The 18,703-nt window shown below is 30.6% G+C and carries 18 protein-coding genes and 1 pseudogene; 14 read left to right on the plus strand and 5 right to left on the minus strand.

Features of this window, described 5'->3' with window-relative positions; all coding sequences use genetic code 11:
- The first annotated feature begins 66 nt into the window (after window positions 1–66).
- The 10 genes from L8X30_RS07385 to lepA are packed head-to-tail and all read left to right on the plus strand — an operon-like array spanning window position 67 to window position 11,629.
- Window positions 67–504 carry a c-type cytochrome gene (locus tag L8X30_RS07385; RefSeq protein ID WP_263679671.1) on the plus strand — a complete coding sequence of 146 codons (438 nt, stop codon included), beginning with the start codon at window positions 67–69 and terminating at the stop codon, window positions 502–504.
- A 16-nt stretch (window positions 505–520) separates the two neighbouring features.
- Complete coding sequence (locus tag L8X30_RS07390) at window positions 521–1,633, plus strand: ABC transporter substrate-binding protein (protein WP_263679673.1); 1,113 nt, start codon at window positions 521–523, stop codon at window positions 1,631–1,633.
- A gap of 10 nt (window positions 1,634–1,643) precedes the next feature.
- Complete coding sequence (locus tag L8X30_RS07395; RefSeq protein ID WP_263679675.1) at window positions 1,644–2,759, plus strand: ABC transporter substrate-binding protein; 1,116 nt, start codon at window positions 1,644–1,646, stop codon at window positions 2,757–2,759.
- Window positions 2,760–2,779: 20 nt separating this feature from the next.
- A complete protein-coding gene (locus L8X30_RS07400) occupies window positions 2,780–3,676 on the plus strand; it encodes a branched-chain amino acid ABC transporter permease (RefSeq protein WP_263679677.1) in 897 nt (298 codons plus the stop codon).
- A gap of 1 nt (window position 3,677) precedes the next feature.
- On the plus strand, window positions 3,678–4,709 hold the full coding sequence (locus tag L8X30_RS07405) for a branched-chain amino acid ABC transporter permease (RefSeq protein WP_263679679.1): 1,032 nt from the start codon (window positions 3,678–3,680) through the stop codon (window positions 4,707–4,709).
- On the plus strand, window positions 4,706–5,476 hold the full coding sequence (locus L8X30_RS07410; RefSeq protein WP_263679681.1) for an ABC transporter ATP-binding protein: 771 nt from the start codon (window positions 4,706–4,708) through the stop codon (window positions 5,474–5,476). The genes L8X30_RS07405 and L8X30_RS07410 overlap by 4 nt, the downstream gene beginning before the upstream one ends.
- Complete coding sequence (locus tag L8X30_RS07415) at window positions 5,463–6,158, plus strand: ABC transporter ATP-binding protein (protein ID WP_263679683.1); 696 nt, start codon at window positions 5,463–5,465, stop codon at window positions 6,156–6,158. Before L8X30_RS07410 ends, L8X30_RS07415 begins: the two co-directional genes overlap by 14 nt.
- A gap of 3 nt (window positions 6,159–6,161) precedes the next feature.
- A complete protein-coding gene (gene ccsB, locus L8X30_RS07420) occupies window positions 6,162–9,392 on the plus strand; it encodes a c-type cytochrome biogenesis protein CcsB (protein ID WP_263679685.1) in 3,231 nt (1,076 codons plus the stop codon).
- 11 nt (window positions 9,393–9,403) lie between these two features.
- The gene (locus L8X30_RS07425) at window positions 9,404–9,829 is read left to right on the plus strand and encodes a hypothetical protein (protein WP_263664243.1); all 426 of its coding nucleotides are present in this window, start codon (window positions 9,404–9,406) and stop codon (window positions 9,827–9,829) included.
- Window positions 9,830–9,838: 9 nt separating this feature from the next.
- Window positions 9,839–11,629, plus strand: coding sequence for a translation elongation factor 4 (lepA, locus tag L8X30_RS07430; RefSeq protein ID WP_263679687.1), 1,791 nt, complete (start codon window positions 9,839–9,841; stop codon window positions 11,627–11,629).
- Between the two features lie 29 nt (window positions 11,630–11,658).
- On the opposite strand, the gene L8X30_RS07435 is transcribed toward lepA, so the two are convergent.
- On the minus strand, window positions 11,659–12,279 hold the full coding sequence (locus L8X30_RS07435; RefSeq protein WP_263679688.1) for a hypothetical protein: 621 nt from the start codon (window positions 12,277–12,279) through the stop codon (window positions 11,659–11,661).
- A gap of 271 nt (window positions 12,280–12,550) precedes the next feature.
- On the opposite strand from L8X30_RS07435, the gene L8X30_RS07440 reads away from it, so the two are divergent.
- The gene (locus L8X30_RS07440; protein ID WP_263679689.1) at window positions 12,551–13,885 is read left to right on the plus strand and encodes an MATE family efflux transporter; all 1,335 of its coding nucleotides are present in this window, start codon (window positions 12,551–12,553) and stop codon (window positions 13,883–13,885) included.
- Here the strand turns inward: L8X30_RS07440 and L8X30_RS07445 are convergent.
- From L8X30_RS07445 to thiD, 4 genes are read right to left on the minus strand one after another with little or no spacing between them, the layout of a single operon-like run.
- On the minus strand, window positions 13,866–14,507 hold the full coding sequence (locus tag L8X30_RS07445) for a uroporphyrinogen-III synthase (RefSeq protein ID WP_263679694.1): 642 nt from the start codon (window positions 14,505–14,507) through the stop codon (window positions 13,866–13,868). The two genes, L8X30_RS07440 and L8X30_RS07445, sit on opposite strands and share 20 nt — an antisense overlap.
- Window positions 14,504–15,130: a thiamine phosphate synthase gene (thiE, locus tag L8X30_RS07450; protein ID WP_263679690.1), complete on the minus strand. Its 627-nt coding sequence runs from the start codon at window positions 15,128–15,130 to the stop codon at window positions 14,504–14,506. The genes L8X30_RS07445 and thiE overlap by 4 nt, the downstream gene beginning before the upstream one ends.
- Window positions 15,117–15,896: a hydroxyethylthiazole kinase gene (gene thiM / locus L8X30_RS07455; RefSeq protein ID WP_263679691.1), complete on the minus strand. Its 780-nt coding sequence runs from the start codon at window positions 15,894–15,896 to the stop codon at window positions 15,117–15,119. The genes thiE and thiM overlap by 14 nt, the downstream gene beginning before the upstream one ends.
- Window positions 15,897–15,899: 3 nt before the next feature.
- Complete coding sequence (thiD, locus tag L8X30_RS07460) at window positions 15,900–16,709, minus strand: bifunctional hydroxymethylpyrimidine kinase/phosphomethylpyrimidine kinase (RefSeq protein WP_263679696.1); 810 nt, start codon at window positions 16,707–16,709, stop codon at window positions 15,900–15,902.
- A 206-nt stretch (window positions 16,710–16,915) separates the two neighbouring features.
- Between thiD and L8X30_RS07465 the strand changes: the two genes are divergently transcribed.
- The 3 genes and pseudogenes from L8X30_RS07465 to L8X30_RS07475 form a co-directional block, all read left to right on the plus strand.
- Window positions 16,916–17,368 (plus strand): low molecular weight protein-tyrosine-phosphatase, encoded by a 453-nt coding sequence (locus L8X30_RS07465; protein ID WP_263664248.1) that lies wholly within the window; start codon window positions 16,916–16,918, stop codon window positions 17,366–17,368.
- 95 nt (window positions 17,369–17,463) lie between these two features.
- Complete coding sequence (locus L8X30_RS07470; protein WP_263679692.1) at window positions 17,464–17,844, plus strand: chemotaxis protein; 381 nt, start codon at window positions 17,464–17,466, stop codon at window positions 17,842–17,844.
- A 56-nt stretch (window positions 17,845–17,900) separates the two neighbouring features.
- A pseudogene (locus tag L8X30_RS07475) lies at window positions 17,901–18,703 on the plus strand (methyl-accepting chemotaxis protein); the annotation flags it as partial.

The following is an 18,703-nucleotide window of genomic DNA, read 5'->3' on the forward strand; positions in this document are numbered from 1 at the left end:
AGTGAGATTATTTATTTTTTTTAGATATAATCGAGCTTTATTTATATATTAAAAAAGGTTATATTTATGTTGCGCTTGTTTATTGTAAGTGTTTTATTTGCCAATTCACTATTAGCTTTTAATGTAAAATCTTTATTTACCTATACTTTTAATGATAACATTAGTTATGACTTAGAAAAAGCTAAAGAAATATATTTTAAAAATAAATGTAATACTTGCCATGGAGAGAACGGAGAAAAAAATTCTTATGGTAAAAGAGCTCTTAAAGACTTAAATCCAGAAGAAATCAAAGGTGCTTTGAAAGATTATGCTAATGGATATTTTAAAAATCAATCAAGCGATAATATCCAAATGAGTTTGTATGCTAAAAAATTAAGTGATAGTGATATGAACCACATCATAGCTTATTTAAAAGGACAAAATTTTTCTATAGAGCTTAATCAAAAAGATCTTTTAGAAGAAGAACCAGCACTAAAAACTAAACACAATACATTTTTAAAATAACAAAAAAGGAGTTTTCATGAAAAAAAATCTACTGTTAGCTAGCTTACTTTGTGCTAGTTCAATTTATGCTGCAGAGGTAAAAATAGGGGTTGTTTTGCCGCTTACTGGCGCTTTAGCAGCCTATGGTAATGATGTATATGAGGGCATTAAACTAGCCAATACTTTAAATCCAAATTTAAAAAATGGAGATAGTATTAAAATTATAGCTATTGATACTAAAGGTGATAAAATAGAGGCAGCAAATGCTACTACTAGACTTATCTCTCAAGATAAAGTTTTAGGTCTTATAGGCGAAGCTGTTACACCAAATACTATGCAAGTTTTATCCATAGCCGAAGAAAGAAAAGTTCCTGCTATAGCTCCAGTTGCCTCAGGCGATAAGCTTTTAGACAAAAAAGGCTATGCTAGTAGAGTTTGTTTTATGGATAGCTTCCAAGGAGATAAATTTGCTAATTATGCCTACAAAGATTTAAATTTAAAAAGCGTGGTTGTTATAGTTGATCAAAGCAATGTATATTCATTGGGTCTAGCAAGAGCTTTTGAAAAAGAATTTAAGCAAAATGGTGGAAAAGTACTTAAAAAATTAACCATTTCTTCGGGCGATAAAGACTTTAAAGCTATTGTTTCACAACTTAAAAGTATCAATCCAGACTTTGTTTATATGCCAATTTATCACCCAGAGGCTGCCTTAATAGCAAGACAAGCAAAAGCGGTTGGATTTAACAAACTTTTAAGCGCAGGAGATGGGGTAAATAATAAAACATTTATTGAGCTTGGTGGAGATGCTGTAAATGGTGTGGTATTTACTGATAGTTTTGATTATAACAATCCTCCAACAGCTTTGTCTAAAAATTTCATCAATGCTTATGAAAAAGATCATGGCACCAAAGAGCTTCCAGCATTTTCTGCTATGGGAGCTGATGCTTATTATGTAATGGTAAATGCAATGAATGAATGTGCTAATAAACTTAATGCACAATGCATTAATGAAAAAATTCACTCAACCAGTAATTTTGAAGGTGTGGGTGGGGTTATAAGCATAGATGCTAGTGGCAATGCGAGTCGTTCTGTAGTTATAAAAGAAATACAAGATCAAAAACAAGTATATAAAACTATTATCAATCCTTGAAAGGTAAACTATGAAAAAAATTAGTATAGCTATATTATCTGTCATAGCTTGCAATATTATACAAGCAAAAGAAATCAACATTGGCGTAGTTTTACCTCTAACAGGTTCTACGGCAGCATATGGACAAAGTGCTTTAGATGGAGTGAAAATTGCAAATTCCATGAAAAACACTCTAAGTAATGGAGATAAAGTAAATTTAGTAGTAGTAGATACAAAAGGTGATAAAATAGAAAGTGCCAATGCTAGCACAAGATTGGTTTCACAAAACAAAGCTTATGCGCTAATTGGTGAAATGCTAACAGCTAATACTTTGCAAGTGATAAGAATTGGCGAAGAAAAAAAGATCCCAGTGGTTGCTCCTGCAGCTACTGCTGATAAAATTTTAAATAAAAAATTATATGCCAGTAGAGTTTGTTTTATGGATAGCTTCCAAGGCTCATCTTTAGCTAATTATGTAAAAAATAAACTTAACTATACTAAAGCTGTGATAATTAGCGATCAAAGCGCGGATTATTCTTTGGGTTTAACTAGAGCCTTTGAAAAAGAATTTAGTAAGCAAGGTGGAAAAATTTTAGATAAATTTAGAATCACAGCAGGCGATAAAGACTTTAAAGCTATTCTTTCACAAATTAAAAATTTAAAACCTGATTTTATTTATCTTCCAGTATATTATACCGAAGCTTCTTTATTTGCAAGACAAGCAAAAGCAATGGGTATAAATATCCCTATGGGTTCAGCAGATGGAGTTGCTGATGAAACCTTTATTAATTTAGCTCAAGATGCTGCAGAAGGATATTTATTTACCGATAGCTTTGATTATAACAACCCACCAACACAACTTTCAAAAGACTTCATACTAGCTTATGAAAAAGAAAAACAAAGCAAAGAAGTTCCAAATTTCACAGCTATGGGTGCAGATGCGTATTTTGTGATTTTTGAAGCTATGCAAAAATGTGTTAATAATTTTAACAGTGAATGCATTAATAACAATATCCACGCTACTTCAAAATTTGAAGGTGTTAGCGGAGTAATTAGCATTGATAAAACAGGCAATGCTACGCGTTCAATTGTTATAAAATCAATAGAAAATCAAAAACAAATTTATAAAGATACGATTCTTCCGTAAATAAAATTTTAAGAGGTTCAATGGATAGTTCTTTAATTTTACAGCAAATTATAAATGGTTTTAGCTTAGGTAGCATGTATGCACTTATTGCTATAGGCTATACAATGGTCTATGGTGTTTTAAGATTAATTAATTTTGCACATGGCGATATCATGATGGTAGGAGCATACTCAGCTTTATTTTGTGTCACAAGTATGAATGTGCCTTTTTTAGGAGCTCTTTCTTTGGCTATGTTATTTGCAGCAGCTTTAGGTATAGCTATTGATAGGATAGCTTATAAACCTTTAAGAAAAGCACCTAGAATTTCTTTACTTATTACAGCTATAGGCATAAGCTTTTTAATACAAAATGTATTTAATGTCTTATTTGGCTCAACACCAAAATATTTTCCTGTGCCAAGTTATCTTGAAACAGTGATTAATTTTAATAATATCAGCATTAGCATTAATAGTATTTTAGTGCCTATTTTGACATTTTTTATACTATTAGTGGTTTTATTCATACTTTATAAAAGCAAATATGGCATTGCTATTAGAGCTTTAGCTTTTGATATTCATACTGTAAATTTAATGGGAATTGATGCAAATCGTATTATCGCTATTGTATTTGCACTAGGCTCAGCTTTAGCCGCTATTGGTGGTATTTTCTGGGCTGTTAGTTATCCTTCTGTTGAACCTAGCATGGGAACTCTTATAGGGCTTAAGGCATTTGGTGCTGCTGTTTTAGGTGGTATTGGTTCGGTTGCTGGAGCGGTATTAGGTGGTTTAATTATAGGATTTACAGAAGTTGTTGTAGTTGCTATTTTCCCTGATCTTTCTGGTTTTAAAGATGCTTTTGCGTTTATCTTTTTAGTATTGATTTTGCTTTTTAAACCAACTGGAATTTTGGGCATAAATTTTGAAAAAAGTAGGTTTTAAGATGGTTGCAAGAAAAATTACACATTTAAGTTTTTTTATCATAGCGCTTGCTTTTCTTTTTATATCTCCTTATTTTTTCAATGATTATAAAATAGGAATTTTAAGCAATATTGCTATTTTTGTTATCTTAGCAGTAAGCTATAATCTTATCAACGGGGTTACAGGACAATTTTCACTAGAACCAAATGGCTTTGTAGCTATAGGAGCTTATGTTGCAGCTTTAGTATTACTTACAAGTGAAAGCAAAATCGATCAGTTTTCTTTAGAAGATCCAAGTAGCTTTATTTTGATGATACATTCGCCAAGTTTTATTGTGGCTTTACTTGCTGCTGGACTTTGCGCTATGCTTTTATCTTTAGTTTTGGCTTTTGCAGTATTTAGAGTTAGAGGGGATTATTTAGCTATTGTAACACTAGGTTTTGGTATCATTATTAAACTTATGGCGATTAACTTTGCTTCTGTTACAAATGGCTCTTTAGGCTTAAACGACATTCCTAAACACACTACTTTATACTGGAGTGGTGGGATTGCTATATTTTCAGTTGTTATCATCTTAAACATTGTTAGCTCAAAATTTGGTAGAGCTATGAAAGCTGTAAGAGATGATGAAGATGCAGCATTAGCAATGGGTATAAACACCTTTAATATTAAAACCTTAGCCTTTAGTACTTCAGCATTTTTAGAAGGCGTTGGGGGAGGCTTGCTAGCTTGTGCACTAGCTTCAGTTTCACCTGAGCAATTTGACTTTTTATTTACCTTCCAACTTTTAATCATCATTGTTTTAGGTGGCTTAGGTTCAACTACTGGTGCTATCATTGGGGCTATTTTAGTAATAGGTGGAAGTGAGTATTTAAGATTTTTAGATGAAAGTATGAATATTTTTGGTTATGAAACCCCTGCTATGCCTGGTCTTAGAATGGTTGTATTTTCCATTGTATTGATCTTGGTAATGCTTTTTGCAAGAAGAGGAATAATGGGAGATAAAGAATTAACAGATGTTTTGTTTAAGTTTTCTAAAAGGAAGAAAAAATGATTTTAGAGCTTAAAGAAATTCATAAAAATTTTGGTGGAGTTAGCGCTATAGCTAATACCTCATTTACTATTAAAGAAAGTGAAATTTTTGGACTTATAGGCCCAAATGGCGCAGGAAAAACTACGCTATTTAATATTATTACAGGAAATTATAAGCCAAGTAGCGGGGAAGTCTTTTTTCTAGGAAAAAAAATTGATCATTTAAAACCACACAAAATAGTTCATCTAGGTATAGCAAGAACTTTTCAAAACATCAGACTTTTTTCAAGCATGAGTGTTTTGGAAAATGTATTGATTGGTTTTGATCAAAGTATTAAATATAATATTTTCGAAGCCTTTTTACATCTTGGAAGATTTTCCAAAGCAGAAAAAAATGCAAAAAAAGCAGCTTATGAAATTTTAGAACAACTCAATATTGCTCATTTAGCCGATGAAAAAGCTACTAGTTTAAGCTATGGTCAGCAAAGAAAAGTCGAAATAGCAAGAGCTTTAGCAACAAATCCTAAACTTTTATTATTAGATGAACCTGCAGCAGGTATGAATTCTACAGAAAGTGATGATTTGGCTGAGTTAATTTTTGACATAAGAGATAATAAAAAAATTAGTGTTTTACTTATAGAGCATGATATGAAATTTGTAAATAAGCTTTGTGATAGAGTTATGGTGCTTGATTATGGTAAGACCATTTTTGAGGGAAAACCAAACGATGCGGTGCAAAACCCTGAAGTAATTAGTGCATATTTGGGAGATTTTAATGCTAGTAGTTAAAGATTTACATGTTTATTATGGTTTGATTGAAGCTGTTAAAGGTATTGATTTTACTATAAAAACAGGAAGTATAGTTAGCTTAATAGGCTCAAATGGCGCAGGAAAAACCTCAACACTTAATGCTATGCTAAATTGTGTTAAAAAAACTGGCGAGGTAACTTTTCTAGGTTATGACACTCAAAGACATTTACCGCACACTCTAGTTCAAAAAGGCATTGCTTTAGTACCTGAGGGAAGAAGAGTTTTTATCAATCTTACTATAGAGGAAAATTTAAAAATTGGTGCTTTTAATAATGCAGAAAATTATGAGCATTTAAAAAATCAAATGTATAGACTTTTCCCAAGATTAAAAGATAAAAAAAATGCCCTTGCAGGAACTCTAAGTGGCGGAGAAGCTCAAATGTTAGCTATCTCAAGAGCACTCATGAGTGAGCCAAAACTTTTAATGCTTGATGAGCCTTCATTAGGTCTTGCTCCAAAAATAGTTGGAGAAGTTTTTGATATTATAGTCAAATTAAAAGAAGAAGGAATCACCATTTTATTAGTAGAGCAAAATGCATTTTCAGCTTTAAAAATCAGCGATTATGCTTATGTTTTGGAAAATGGCAAAATTGCTATGCATGCACCTGCAAAAGATCTTATCGGCAATGATGAGATTAAAAAAAAATACCTTGGAGCTTAATTTATGAAAAAACAACTTTTAGCTTTTGGGGATATAAAAATTTCTATTTTTTTGTTTTTAATTTTTGCCCTATTTTGCGCCCTAGCTACTTTCATAGAAAGTGCTTATAATACACCAACAGCTTGGGCGATGATCTATGGCTCTTCTTGGTTTGGCTTTATACAACTCATACTAGGGATTAATCTTTTAGCAGCTCTTTTTAAATACAAAATGTTTAATAAGAAAAAAATACCACTTTTAATCTTTCATATCTCATTTTTATTTATATTACTAGGCTCAGCGATGACTAGGTATATGGGATTTGAGGGAAATTTACACATTAGAGAAAATGAAAAAAACAATATTATTGAAACTTCAAAAAGTTATATTTACATAGCAACCTTAAAAGATGATAAAGTATATAGTGCTTCAAAATCTGAATATATTGCAACCCTGCCTTTTGTAAATGATTTTTCATTTGATTTAATCTTGCCTGATGAAAAAGCTCGAATTGCATATGAAAATTTGATCTTAGATGCAAAAGAAGTTTATATTGATGATAACAATTCTGCTCCACTTTTATCCTTAATGCTTTCACAAAATAACGAGTCTAAAGAATTGCTTTTTCAAGCAGGAGATATTGAAAATATCAACGGCGTTAATATAGCATTTTTAAATGACTCTGTTCCAAGTCCTTATATAAAAATCGATAAAGATTTAAAACTTAGTGCTGATTTTGATTTAAAATACATGTCAATGAGCGATGGCAAAGAAAATATTTTAAAAGCAAATCAAAAAGCACAAGCTAAAGATTTAAGATTATATTCTTTTAATGATATTAATTTAGTGGTTAAATTTGCTTCCTTGCATGGCAAAAAAACTTTAGAAGGTATCAATCAAGCTCAAGATGAAAGCTTTTTTACTTGGTTTAAAAATAGTTGGATAGAACTAGGACGCAATGCTTTGATTTCTTTATTTGGCGAGGCAAAATACTGGAATAATTCTTTATTAAATAATTTCAAAGACTTTGCTCAAAGTACTAAATATATGCCAACTCAACTTTCAGATAATGCTATTAATGCTTTAAAATTAAAATTAAGCTATAAAGGAGAATCCAAAGAAGTTTTCCTAGTAGAATACAACTCGCCTATCCGTATTGATGTAGCAGGTCAACCTTTCTTTTTAAGATGGGGTCCTAAAGGAATAGAAATGCCATTTGAAATGTACCTAAAAGACTTTGAATTAGAACGCTATCCTGGCTCGATGTCGCCTATGTCTTATGCAAGTTATGTAGAAATTGACAATGCTGATAAGAAACTAGAATATAAAATTTTCATGAATAATGTTTTAGATTATCAAGGCTATAGATTTTACCAAAGTTCTTATGATCAAGATGAGCTTGGTACCATACTTTCAGTGAATAAAGATCCGGGTAAAATTCCTACATATATTGGATATTTTTTACTCACATTAGGAATGTTTTTAAATATTTTAAATCCTCATTCAAGATTTAGGACTTTAGCTAAATTAATCAATCAAGACACCCTAAAAAAAACAAGCGCTATTTTGGCTTTTATATTAGTTTTATTTACAGGCCAAAATACTTACGCAAATGAGCCTATCAAAGTAGATGAAGCACACGCTAAAGAACTTGCTTCTTTGATAGTGCAAAAGCCTGATGGTAGAATGGTTCCTTTTAATACTTTAGCCATGGAAGTTTTAGAAAAAATACATAAAACAACGACCTTCCAAGGACAAAGCGCTGAAGCAACAATTATATCGATGATTTTTGATGGTAGTGCATGGTATGATAAAGATATTATATTTATGCCAACAAGTCGTTTGGTTAATGAAGAAATTTCTAAAATTTTAGAAATTGAGCCTAGAGCCTATACTAGTTTTAAAGATTTTTTCACTACAGATTCATATAAACTGCAAAAATATGTAGAAAATGCTAATAGAAAAAATCCAAATCGCAGAAGTGTTTTTGACAAAGAAATCATCAAGCTTGATGAAAGGGTTAATATTGTAAATTTAATTTTCTCAGGTGATATTTTTAGATTTATTCCTTTACAAAATAGCACAAATAATCAATGGGTGGCACCACGTGAAGCTTATATAGGATTAAAAGGTGAAGAAGGTGCAGAAGTTAAAAGTATTTTAGAAAACTATTTTAATGCAGTTAGTAATTCCATTGTACATAATAACTGGGATGAAGCAACTAAAAACTTAAATGTTATCAAAAATTACCAAGAAAAATACGGCCATGAAGTTATGCCTAGTGCTAAAAAAATTAGCACAGAAATCTTTTTCAATAAAAGTCAAATTTTTGTAAATCTTACCCCTCTTTATCTTTGTGCTGGATTTTTGCTTTTAATTATAGTTTTTATTAAGATGCTACTGCCAAAAATACGCATTGATTTTATTTTTAAATGTGTTTATGTATTTAATATCGTGGCATTTTTCATCCATACTTTAGGTTTGGCTTTGCGTTGGTATATAGCAGGTCGCGCACCATGGAGCAATGCTTATGAGAGTATGGTTTATATAGCTTGGGCTTTATCATTATCTGGAATTTTCTTTTCCAGAAAAAGCCCTATTGCACTTTCTTTAACTTCTATTTTAGCAGGGGTTACTTTAGGTGTAGCTCATCTTAGCCAAATGGATCCACAAATTACCAACTTAGTTCCTGTGTTGCAATCATACTGGCTAACTATACATGTTTCAGTTATTACTGCTAGCTATGGATTTTTAGGACTATGTGCATTATTAGGTATATTTGTACTTGTTTTACTATGCATGCTAAAAATCAATGGTAAGCATAATGAAAATATTTTAAGAAATATTACAGAAGCAACAAGAATCAACGAAATGGCTATGATCTTAGGACTTTGCTTACTTACAGTTGGAAATTTCTTAGGTGCTATATGGGCAAATGAAAGCTGGGGAAGATATTGGAGTTGGGATTCTAAGGAAACTTGGGCTTTAATTAGTATTTTAGTTTATGCGGCTATTTTACACATTAGAATGGTGCCAAAATGGGCAAATCAATACACTTTTGCAGTTTGCTCTATGTTTGCATACTGGGTGATTATTATGACTTATTTTGGAGTAAATTACTTTTTAACTGGTATGCACTCTTACGCAGCAGGAGATTCAGTAAAAATTCCTGATTATGTGTATTGGGGCTTTTTATTTATGGTGGCATTAAGCATAGCAAGTTATTTCAAAAAATCTTATGCAAAAAAATTATAGGAAAGTTTTAAATGAATAATTCTCTTTTTGTATTTTTGATTATTGCTTTAGTTATTGTTATTATACTTGGAATTCTTTTAGTTTTATTTTTTACACACAAAGATAAAAACACCAATAAATCAAATATCACTAAAACTCCAAAAATAATTAACATTGAAGATTTTATATCTAAAGCTAATGATGCAAAAAATTCTCAAGAAATTCAAGCTTTGATTTTGCAGTTTTTAAATTCACAAAAATTAGGATCTAATCCAAAAGATAGCGCCACTAAAAGAAAACTTGATTTTATTAGTGCTATTTCAGCAAATGCCAATGCCACTCCTAAGAATATTTCGTTTTTAAATAATGAATTAAAAAAAAGATATAAAACTTTAAAAAACGAAATAGATGCTTATGAGCAAATAGGTTTAGCAAAAAGAAAAATGAGACAATCTTAAGGTTTTTTGATGAAAAATATTAGAAATTTCTCTATTATAGCTCATATTGATCATGGAAAAAGTACATTAGCCGATAGAATTATCAGCGAGTGTGGTGCAATTAGCGATAGACAAATGAGTGCCCAAGTAATGGATACTATGGATATAGAAAAAGAGCGTGGTATAACTATAAAAGCTCAATCTGTGCGTTTAAATTATAAACTTAATAACGAAGAATATGTATTAAATTTAATAGATACTCCAGGTCATGTTGATTTTTCCTATGAAGTAAGTCGCTCTTTGGCAAGTTGCGAGGGAGCTTTGCTTGTTGTTGATGCTTCACAAGGAGTAGAAGCTCAAACTATAGCCAATGTTTATATAGCCTTAGAAAACGATCTTGAAATCATACCAGTGATAAATAAAATAGATCTTCCTTCAGCTGATATAGAAAAAGTTAAGCACGAAATAGAACATATTATAGGCATTGATTGCTCTAATGCAATTTGTGTTAGCGCAAAAACAGGTGTAGGTATAAAAGAACTCATAGAAACCATCATCACAAAAATTCCTGCGCCAAAAACCGATGATGAAGCACCTACTAAAGCTTTAATTTATGATTCTTGGTTTGATAATTATCTTGGAGCTTTAGCTTTAGTTAGAATTTATGAGGGAAATATAGCTAAAAATGATGAAGTTTTAGTTATGAGTACAGATAAAAAACATCTTGTACAAGATCTTTTTTACCCCCATCCATTAAACCCTATAAAAACCAAAAAATTAGAATCAGGTGAAGTAGGTGTTATCGTGCTTGGACTTAAAAATGTTGCTGATGTTCAAGTGGGCGATACCATAACACTAACCAAAAATAAGGCAAAAGAAGCCATTGGTGGTTTTGAAAAAGCCAAAGCTTTTGTTTTTGCAGGATTATACCCTATAGAAACGGATAAATTTGAAGATTTAAGAGATGCTTTAGATAAATTAAAACTCAATGATAGTTCTATTACCTATGAACCTGAGACATCGCTAGCTTTAGGGTTTGGTTTTAGAGTTGGTTTTTTAGGTCTTTTACATATGGAGGTTATTAAAGAAAGACTTGAGCGTGAGTTTAACCTTGATTTGATTGCTACTGCTCCAACTGTTACTTATGAAATTTATCAAACTGATGGAGAAGTTTTAAAAATTCAAAACCCAAGCGAGCTGCCTCCAGTAAATAAAATCGATCACATAAAAGAACCTTATGTAAAAGCAACTATCATAACCCCAAGTGAATATTTAGGAAATTTAATCACTCTTTTAAATCGCAAACGTGGTATGCAAGTTAAGATGGATTATATCACCCCTGAGCGTGTTTTACTTGAGTATGATATACCTTTAAATGAAATCGTTATGGACTTTTATGATAAACTCAAATCACTCACTAAAGGTTATGCTAGTTTTGATTATGAACCTATTGAATTTAGAGTGGGTGATCTTGTAAAGCTTGATATTAAAGTAGCTGGTGAAAATGTCGATGCACTAAGCATCATAGTGCCAAATGAAAAGGCACTAAGTAAAGGCAGGGAGCTGGTAAAAGCGATGAAAGAAATCGTCCCAAGACAGCTTTTTGAAGTTGCTATCCAAGCAAGCATTGGAAATAAAATCATCGCAAGAGAAAATGTAAAATCTATGGGTAAAAATGTAACTGCAAAATGCTATGGCGGGGATATTACTAGAAAAAGAAAGCTTCTTGAAAAACAAAAAGAAGGTAAAAAAAGAATGAAAGCTATTGGCAAAGTACATTTACCTCAAGAAGCATTTTTAAGCGTTTTAAAAATAGACTAAATCCCTAGTTTAAAACTAGGGATATAAATTTATACATTGATATCTAAAGAATTTCCACCCAATTTATTGATTTTTTGAGTTACTTTTTCAATAGCTTTATCAATTGTCTCATAGCTGATATCAGGAAGTTTGCCACCCCACATTTTTTCCGCTTGCGCAAATCCTGCTTTTAGACCTTCTAAACCTTTTTGAAGTTTTTCCATATCATCACCAGCCCCATTAATAACAAAATCAGCCAATCTTTGAGATGTTTTTGCTACACCAAAATACCCATCTTCCCCAATAAGCTCTTTTGCCTCATCAACATTTAAACTAAGTATATCTTTACCTTCATATCCTATAGCTTTAAAATCTACATTTGATAAAATAGCCGTTAAAGAATCCTTAGACTGAGCTCCTTGAAAAATCCCAGCTTGAGATAGACCATTAGATGAACTCATACTAAATGCTTGTTGCATAAAACTCATAGCATAAAGTTCTGTTATGCCTTTTCCGCCTATACTAGCAAGCTTACTAAGCTTATCCTCATCAATATCTTTTGTGCTATTAGCGCTTTTAGTATTGGCATCTTCAAGCTTAGTATTCGAATCAGCCTTCCTATTGCTAATCTGTGACTCCACTGCCACACGTGAATACGAATTTATTTGCATCCTTGCTCCTTTTTTTGTGGGTTTATAAAAATCGGATAAAAATTATTAAATTTTATATTAAGAAATTTATAACCACTACTATAATATAATTTCTTTTATTTATTGTATTTTTAAAATTTAGGTGATATAAATGCTTTTTAGAGATTTTTTTATAATCATTGTTGATCCGTATTTTAAAGATATCATAGAAGGCATAGAATCTCTCTATTAGCTTTATTTTATTCGTAAATTATCAAACAGAACGCAAAAATAAACGCTAATAAGGAAAACTATGCCATTACACAATTTTTACACTAATACAAATGCTACTATATTGTTTTGCAAATGTGCCCTGCCTAACATGGCAAGTGTTGCATTTATATATCTTTATATTATTATTGATGGAATTTTTGTTGGTAAATACCTTGGTACAGACTCATTAGCTGCCATGAATTTAGTAATGCCCTTTATTATGATAAGTTTTGCTTTGGCTGATATGATAGCCATAGGTTCATCAGTGCAAATAGCAATTAATCTAGGTAAAGGAAAAATCGAAAAAGCAAGAGCTATTTTTTCTTTTTGTATAGTTCTTATTTTTGCAATTTCTTGCTTAATGGGAATATTAGGATTTTTCTTAGCAAAACCTTTAAGTGCTTTTATGGGTGCTGATGAAAACATACAAAATTTATCCACTGAATATATGCAAATTTTTGCTCTTTTTGCACCTTTTACCATGTTAGCTTTTGCTATGGATAGTTATTTAAGAATATGCGGTAAAACATTTTATAGCATGGTGGTTAATATCACAGTAGCTCTAAGTAATATCATTTTGGATTGGCTTTTTATAGTTATTTTTGAATGGAGTTTATTCTCAGCTGCTTTAGCAACTTGTATAGGTATGTTTTTAGGAACTACTTTAGGCTTTATACCTTTTATTTTTAAAGACTTAATTTTAAAATTCAAAAAACCCATAATTCATTTAAAAATACTTAAAAATATTATTTATAACGGATCTTCTGAATTTTTTTCAAACATATCAAGTTCTATTTTTACCATACTAGCTAATGCTATATTATTAAAAATAGCTGGGAATCAAGCACTAGCGGCATTTTCTATTATACTTTATTTAAGCACCTTTGCTTTTGGTTTAATTTTATCAATGTGTGAAGCCATGCAACCTGCTATAAGTTACAACTATGGATATAAAAACATATTAAGAATTCAAGCTATTTTTAAAAGAATGTTTATAGCATCTGGTGTATTTGGGATATCTGTGTTTTTACTTGCATTTTTTTTCAACGAAATTATAGTTTCTCTCTTTAATAAAAATAATGATATTAGTTTTGCAAATCTAGCACAAAATGCACTTATATTGTTTTCTTTTTCTTTTTTATTAAGCTGGCTTGGAAAACTTTGCGCATCTTTTTTTACCGCTTTAGATAAACCCATGCTTTCTTTAGCCATATCCATCATACAAAGTTTAGTATTACCTTTTATCTTTATACAGGTATTATCATATTATCTTAGCTTAAATGGAGTTTGGCTTGCTTCTTTTGCAAGCGAGGTTCTTATGGTGTTTATTGCTTCTTATTTACTATATAAAACTTTTAAAGATCTAAACTCTTAGCTAATTTTAAACAAGAGTTTAGATCTTGCTCTTTGCATATATACAAATTTTTAAAATTATGAAGTTTTAAAGCTGTACTTTGACCTATAACTACAACTTTATCTTCGTTTTTTAATGCAAAAAATTTCAAAAATTGCTCTATGCTTGAAGGAGCGCTAAAGATAAAAACACTAGGATGTTGTATTTTTAACTCATCTTTTTTGGGCTCTATGGCTACATTTTCATAAACAATTAATTGTTTTAAAGAGATATTTTCATTTAATAAAACCTCATCAAGGCCTGAGCTAATTTTCTTAGCTCTTAAATAAAGACATTTTTTATTTTTAAACTCAGATAAAAACTCGCTAGCTAAATTTTTACCATAAGCTTTACTAGGATATTTGATATTTTTAAAACCAAGTTCTTTTGCAAAATCAGCACTTTTTTGCCCCACAGCATAAAGTTTAATATCAAAATTAATTTTACTTTTACTTGACATTAATGCTTTGAGTGCATTCTTAGAGCTAATGATCAAACAATCAAATTCTTTTAAATTCACTTCAAAATCAAGAAATTTGATTTCATTTAATCTTATAGTCTTAACGCCATCAAATTCTTTATCCCCTATAAAATAAATCATTATTTTCCTATAAAAGTTTTATCAAAATTTGATCTTAAATTTAAAGTTGCCATATAAGGATCATTTGCTTGCATTATCGCTCTAACAACAGCTACACCTTGTATATTACAATCTTTAAGTAAATTTAAATTAGCCTCATCTATCCCACCTATAGCTACAATAGGTAAAGAACTTAAACTAGTAATTTCTTTTAATCCATCTATACCAAGTACAACACAATCTTGCTTACTAGGCGTAGCAAAAACAGCCCCTACTCCAAGATAAGTAGCGCTTTGAATATTAGCAAGCTCGCTTTTATGATTGATCGTAAGTCCTATGATTTTATCTTCGCCTAAAAGTTCTCTTGCTTTTTTTAAAGGCATATCCTTTTGTCCTATATGCACTCCATTTGCATTCACAGCCATGGCTATATCGATTCTATCATTTATCATAAAAGGCGTATTATATTTTTCGCACAAAGCTTTAACTTTTAAAGCAAGATTATAAAATTCTAAAGTGCTAAGATTTTTTTCCCTAAGTTGTAAAATATCAATCTTGGCTTTCAAAGAAGCTTCTAAAATATTTAAAAACTCGCTTTCGCTTTTTTCACCCTTGCTTGCAACAAGATAAATTTTAAATGATTTCATATTTAGCTCTTTTTTTAATTTCTTCATCATTTAAATTACTTAAAGCATCGATTAAATTCACTCTAAAACTACCACTTCCACTAGAAAGATCTTGAGCGATTTCACTAGCTATGCCAAAACTCAATAAAGCATATAAACTAGCCTGAAATTTATCTTCTAATGCTCCTGCAAAAACCCCACACAAAGAAGCACACATACAACCTGCTCCAGTTATTTTAGTAGCCATGATAGAGCCATTATAAACTTTTGCAATGCGCTCTTGATTTATAATATAATCAATTTTTCCAGTTATAGCTAAAACACGCTTAGTTTTATATGAGTATTCTCTAGCTTTTTCTAAAAACTCATCATTAATTACAAAAGTACTATCAACCCCTCTTGCTTTACCATCTAAACCTATAACACTAGCCATTTCAGACGCATTTGCTTTAACAATACTAATACCTTTTAGATTAAGCAATTCAAAATTAATCCCATCTCTTGCCTTACTCACACCCAAAGCAACAGGATCAAAAACTATAGGTTTATTTAATAAAGCATATTCTTTGGTTGCTTTTAGCATAGAATTTGCTACAAGCTGATTAATAGTGCCTGTATTTAATACTAAGGCTGAGCTTATTTTAGCAAAATCAGTTTGTTCTTCATAAAAATCAGCCATAGCAGCACTTGCTCCCATTGCTATAGTTACATTCGCACAATCATTAGCTGTAACATAATTAGTAATATGATGAATCAAAGGATTTTTTTCTCTTACTATTTTAATCATTTTTTATTCCTTATCAAATTGATAAAAATGATTTGTTGGACCACAACCTTTTCCAAGTGCTAAGGAATTTAATATAGCCCCATATACATAATCTTTAGCAAGCTTTATAGCTTCATGCTTCTCTTTACCTAAGGCAAGATTACTAGCTATAGCTGAACTCAATGTACAACCTGTACCATGTGTGTTTTTTGTGTTGATTTTTTCTGCTTTAAAAATACTAAATTTCTTTCCGTCATAAAAAACATCATTAGTATTATCTTTACTATGCCCACCTTTAATCAAAACACTTTTTGCACCTTCTTTGAAAAGCTTTATAGCAGCTTTTTTCATATCCTCTTCATTAAGTATTTTAAAATCACATAAAAATTCAGCCTCAGGTATATTTGGCGTAAGTACATCAGCTAAAGATAAAATTTCATCTTTAAAAAACTGACAATTTTCCAAAGGCATTAAAGCATAGCCATTTTTTGCAAACATCACAGGATCAATCACTACATTTTTGGCTTTAAAGCGTAATAAATTTTCTTTTACACAAGTTATAATTTCTTTTGAACCTAGCATTCCAATTTTCACAGCAGCTGGCTCTATGTCTTCATAAACTGCTAGCATTTGCTCATCTATTATCTTGGTGGGTATATCAAAACAAGAAATCACCCTTGCAGTATTTTCAGCCACAACGCTTAAAACTACACTCATACCAAATAAATCATGAGCGCTGAAAGTTTTTAAATCAGCTTGTATGCCAGCTCCACCGCTACAATCACTTCCTGCTATAGTTAAAATAGGAATTTTAGTTTTTGTTTTTGCTTGTATCATTTTTATCCTTTTTTATAAAAAAGGAAAGTTTTTGCAAGAATTCAAAGTTCGCATTACCAAACTTCTCAAGGGTCGAAGTCTAACTTCCTCTCAGCAAAAGCTCCCCATTAATGAAAAATTATATCTTAGTTTTAATTAATTTTAAAAAATATTTTGAAATACTGCTATAATTTTGAAAAAACTACACAATTTTTGAGGAAAAAATGACTAAAATTATTTTTGTTTGCTTAGGGAATATTTGTCGTTCCCCTATGGCTGAATTTATTATGAAAGATCTTTTAATAAAAGCAAATTTAAACGATAAATTTATTGTTTCTAGCGCAGGCACTTCAGGTTATCATGATGGAGAGGATATGCACTATAAAACCAAAGCCATGTTAAATAGTAAAAATATCAACTCCAAGCCATTTTGCAGTCAAAAGTTAAGCTTAAAAATGTGTGAAGAAAATGATCTTATTATCGTTATGGATAATTCTAATTATAATGATGTAGTTAAAAATTTTCCAAATTTTAAACACAAAATTCACAAAATCACTTCTTATGCTTTAGAATTAGGATATGATGAAGTTCCTGATCCTTGGTATAGCGGAGATTTTAATGAGACTTATATTATACTCTCACAGGCATGCTCTAAACTCTTAAAAACATTAATATAAAAATTTATCATTTAGATAATATTTGTACATTTTTGATTTTAATGTTATAATAAAACCAAATTTCAACATTGCAAATAAAAAAAGGATATTATTTAATGAAAAGTATTAAATTAAAAATTTCATTAATTGCTAATGTTATAGCTATCATCTGTTTGATAGTACTTGGAATTATTAGCTTTATTTTTACAAAAAAAGCTTTAAATCATGAGGTGGTTAAGGCTGAAACTAACTATGTAAAAGTTGCAGAAAAATCAATGAGAGATTTTAAAAGTCTCCATACTCATTCTTTAGAGCAACTTTCTCAAGCTATTTTAAGACTTCCATATAACGAACTTAATACCCAAGAAAAGCTTATGGAAAACACAGGCGATTTACTTAAAACCGTTAGAGATATAAACAGCTATTTGGCTGTCTATATAGCTCAATCAAATGGAGAATTAATAGTAAGCGATCCAGATGCGATAGTAAAGGCTTAGACTATGGAATTTATGGAAAAGCTGACAATTATGATGCTACCACAAGAGAATTTTATATAGAAGCTAGAAAGAAAAATGGTTTATATATCACAGCAGCTTATATTGATGCAACAACAGGATTGCCATGTTTTACCTATGCTATGCCTTTAATTAAAGATGGTAAATTTATAGGGGTATTAGCAATTGATGTTTTAGTTAAAGACTTACAAGAAAAATTTAACGAATTACCAGGAAGAACTTTTGTATTTGATCATGCTTATACTGTATTTGCATCAACTGATAAATCATTAGTTGGTGGAGAGCAAAATCCAGATATAGTTACAGTAGCTAAAGCTTATGAAAATGCTGGAGATTATAATATTTTTAATTATACCACTCAAAATGGTGGCGATAGATTTGGTATTTGTGTAAAAATTGATGGTTATACAACTTGTGCTGGTGAAGATGTAGAAGTAATAGAAACACCTGCACTAAAAATAGCTTACATTCAAACTATTATTGTTATTTTTACAAGTATTGCAAGTATTGTTTTACTTTATTTTATCATCTCTTATTATCTATCACCTTTACAAACTATACAAAATGGTCTTAGTTCTTTCTTTGATTTCATCAATCATAAAACTAAAGATTCTGCTATGATAGATGTTAAGAGTAACGATGAATTTGGAATAATAGCAAAAGCTATTAATGAAAACATCACTAAAACTAAAAATGCATTAGAACAAGATGCTAAAGCAGTAGAACAATCAGTAGAAACTGTTAGAGAGGTTGAAGGTGGTAATTTAGCAGCAAGAATCACTGCTATGCCAGCACACCCTCAATTGCTTGAACTTAAAAATTATCTCAATGAAATGCTTGC

The organism is Campylobacter sp. CNRCH_2015_0338h, from assembly GCF_025772785.1.
GTDB lineage: Bacteria > Campylobacterota > Campylobacteria > Campylobacterales > Campylobacteraceae > Campylobacter_D.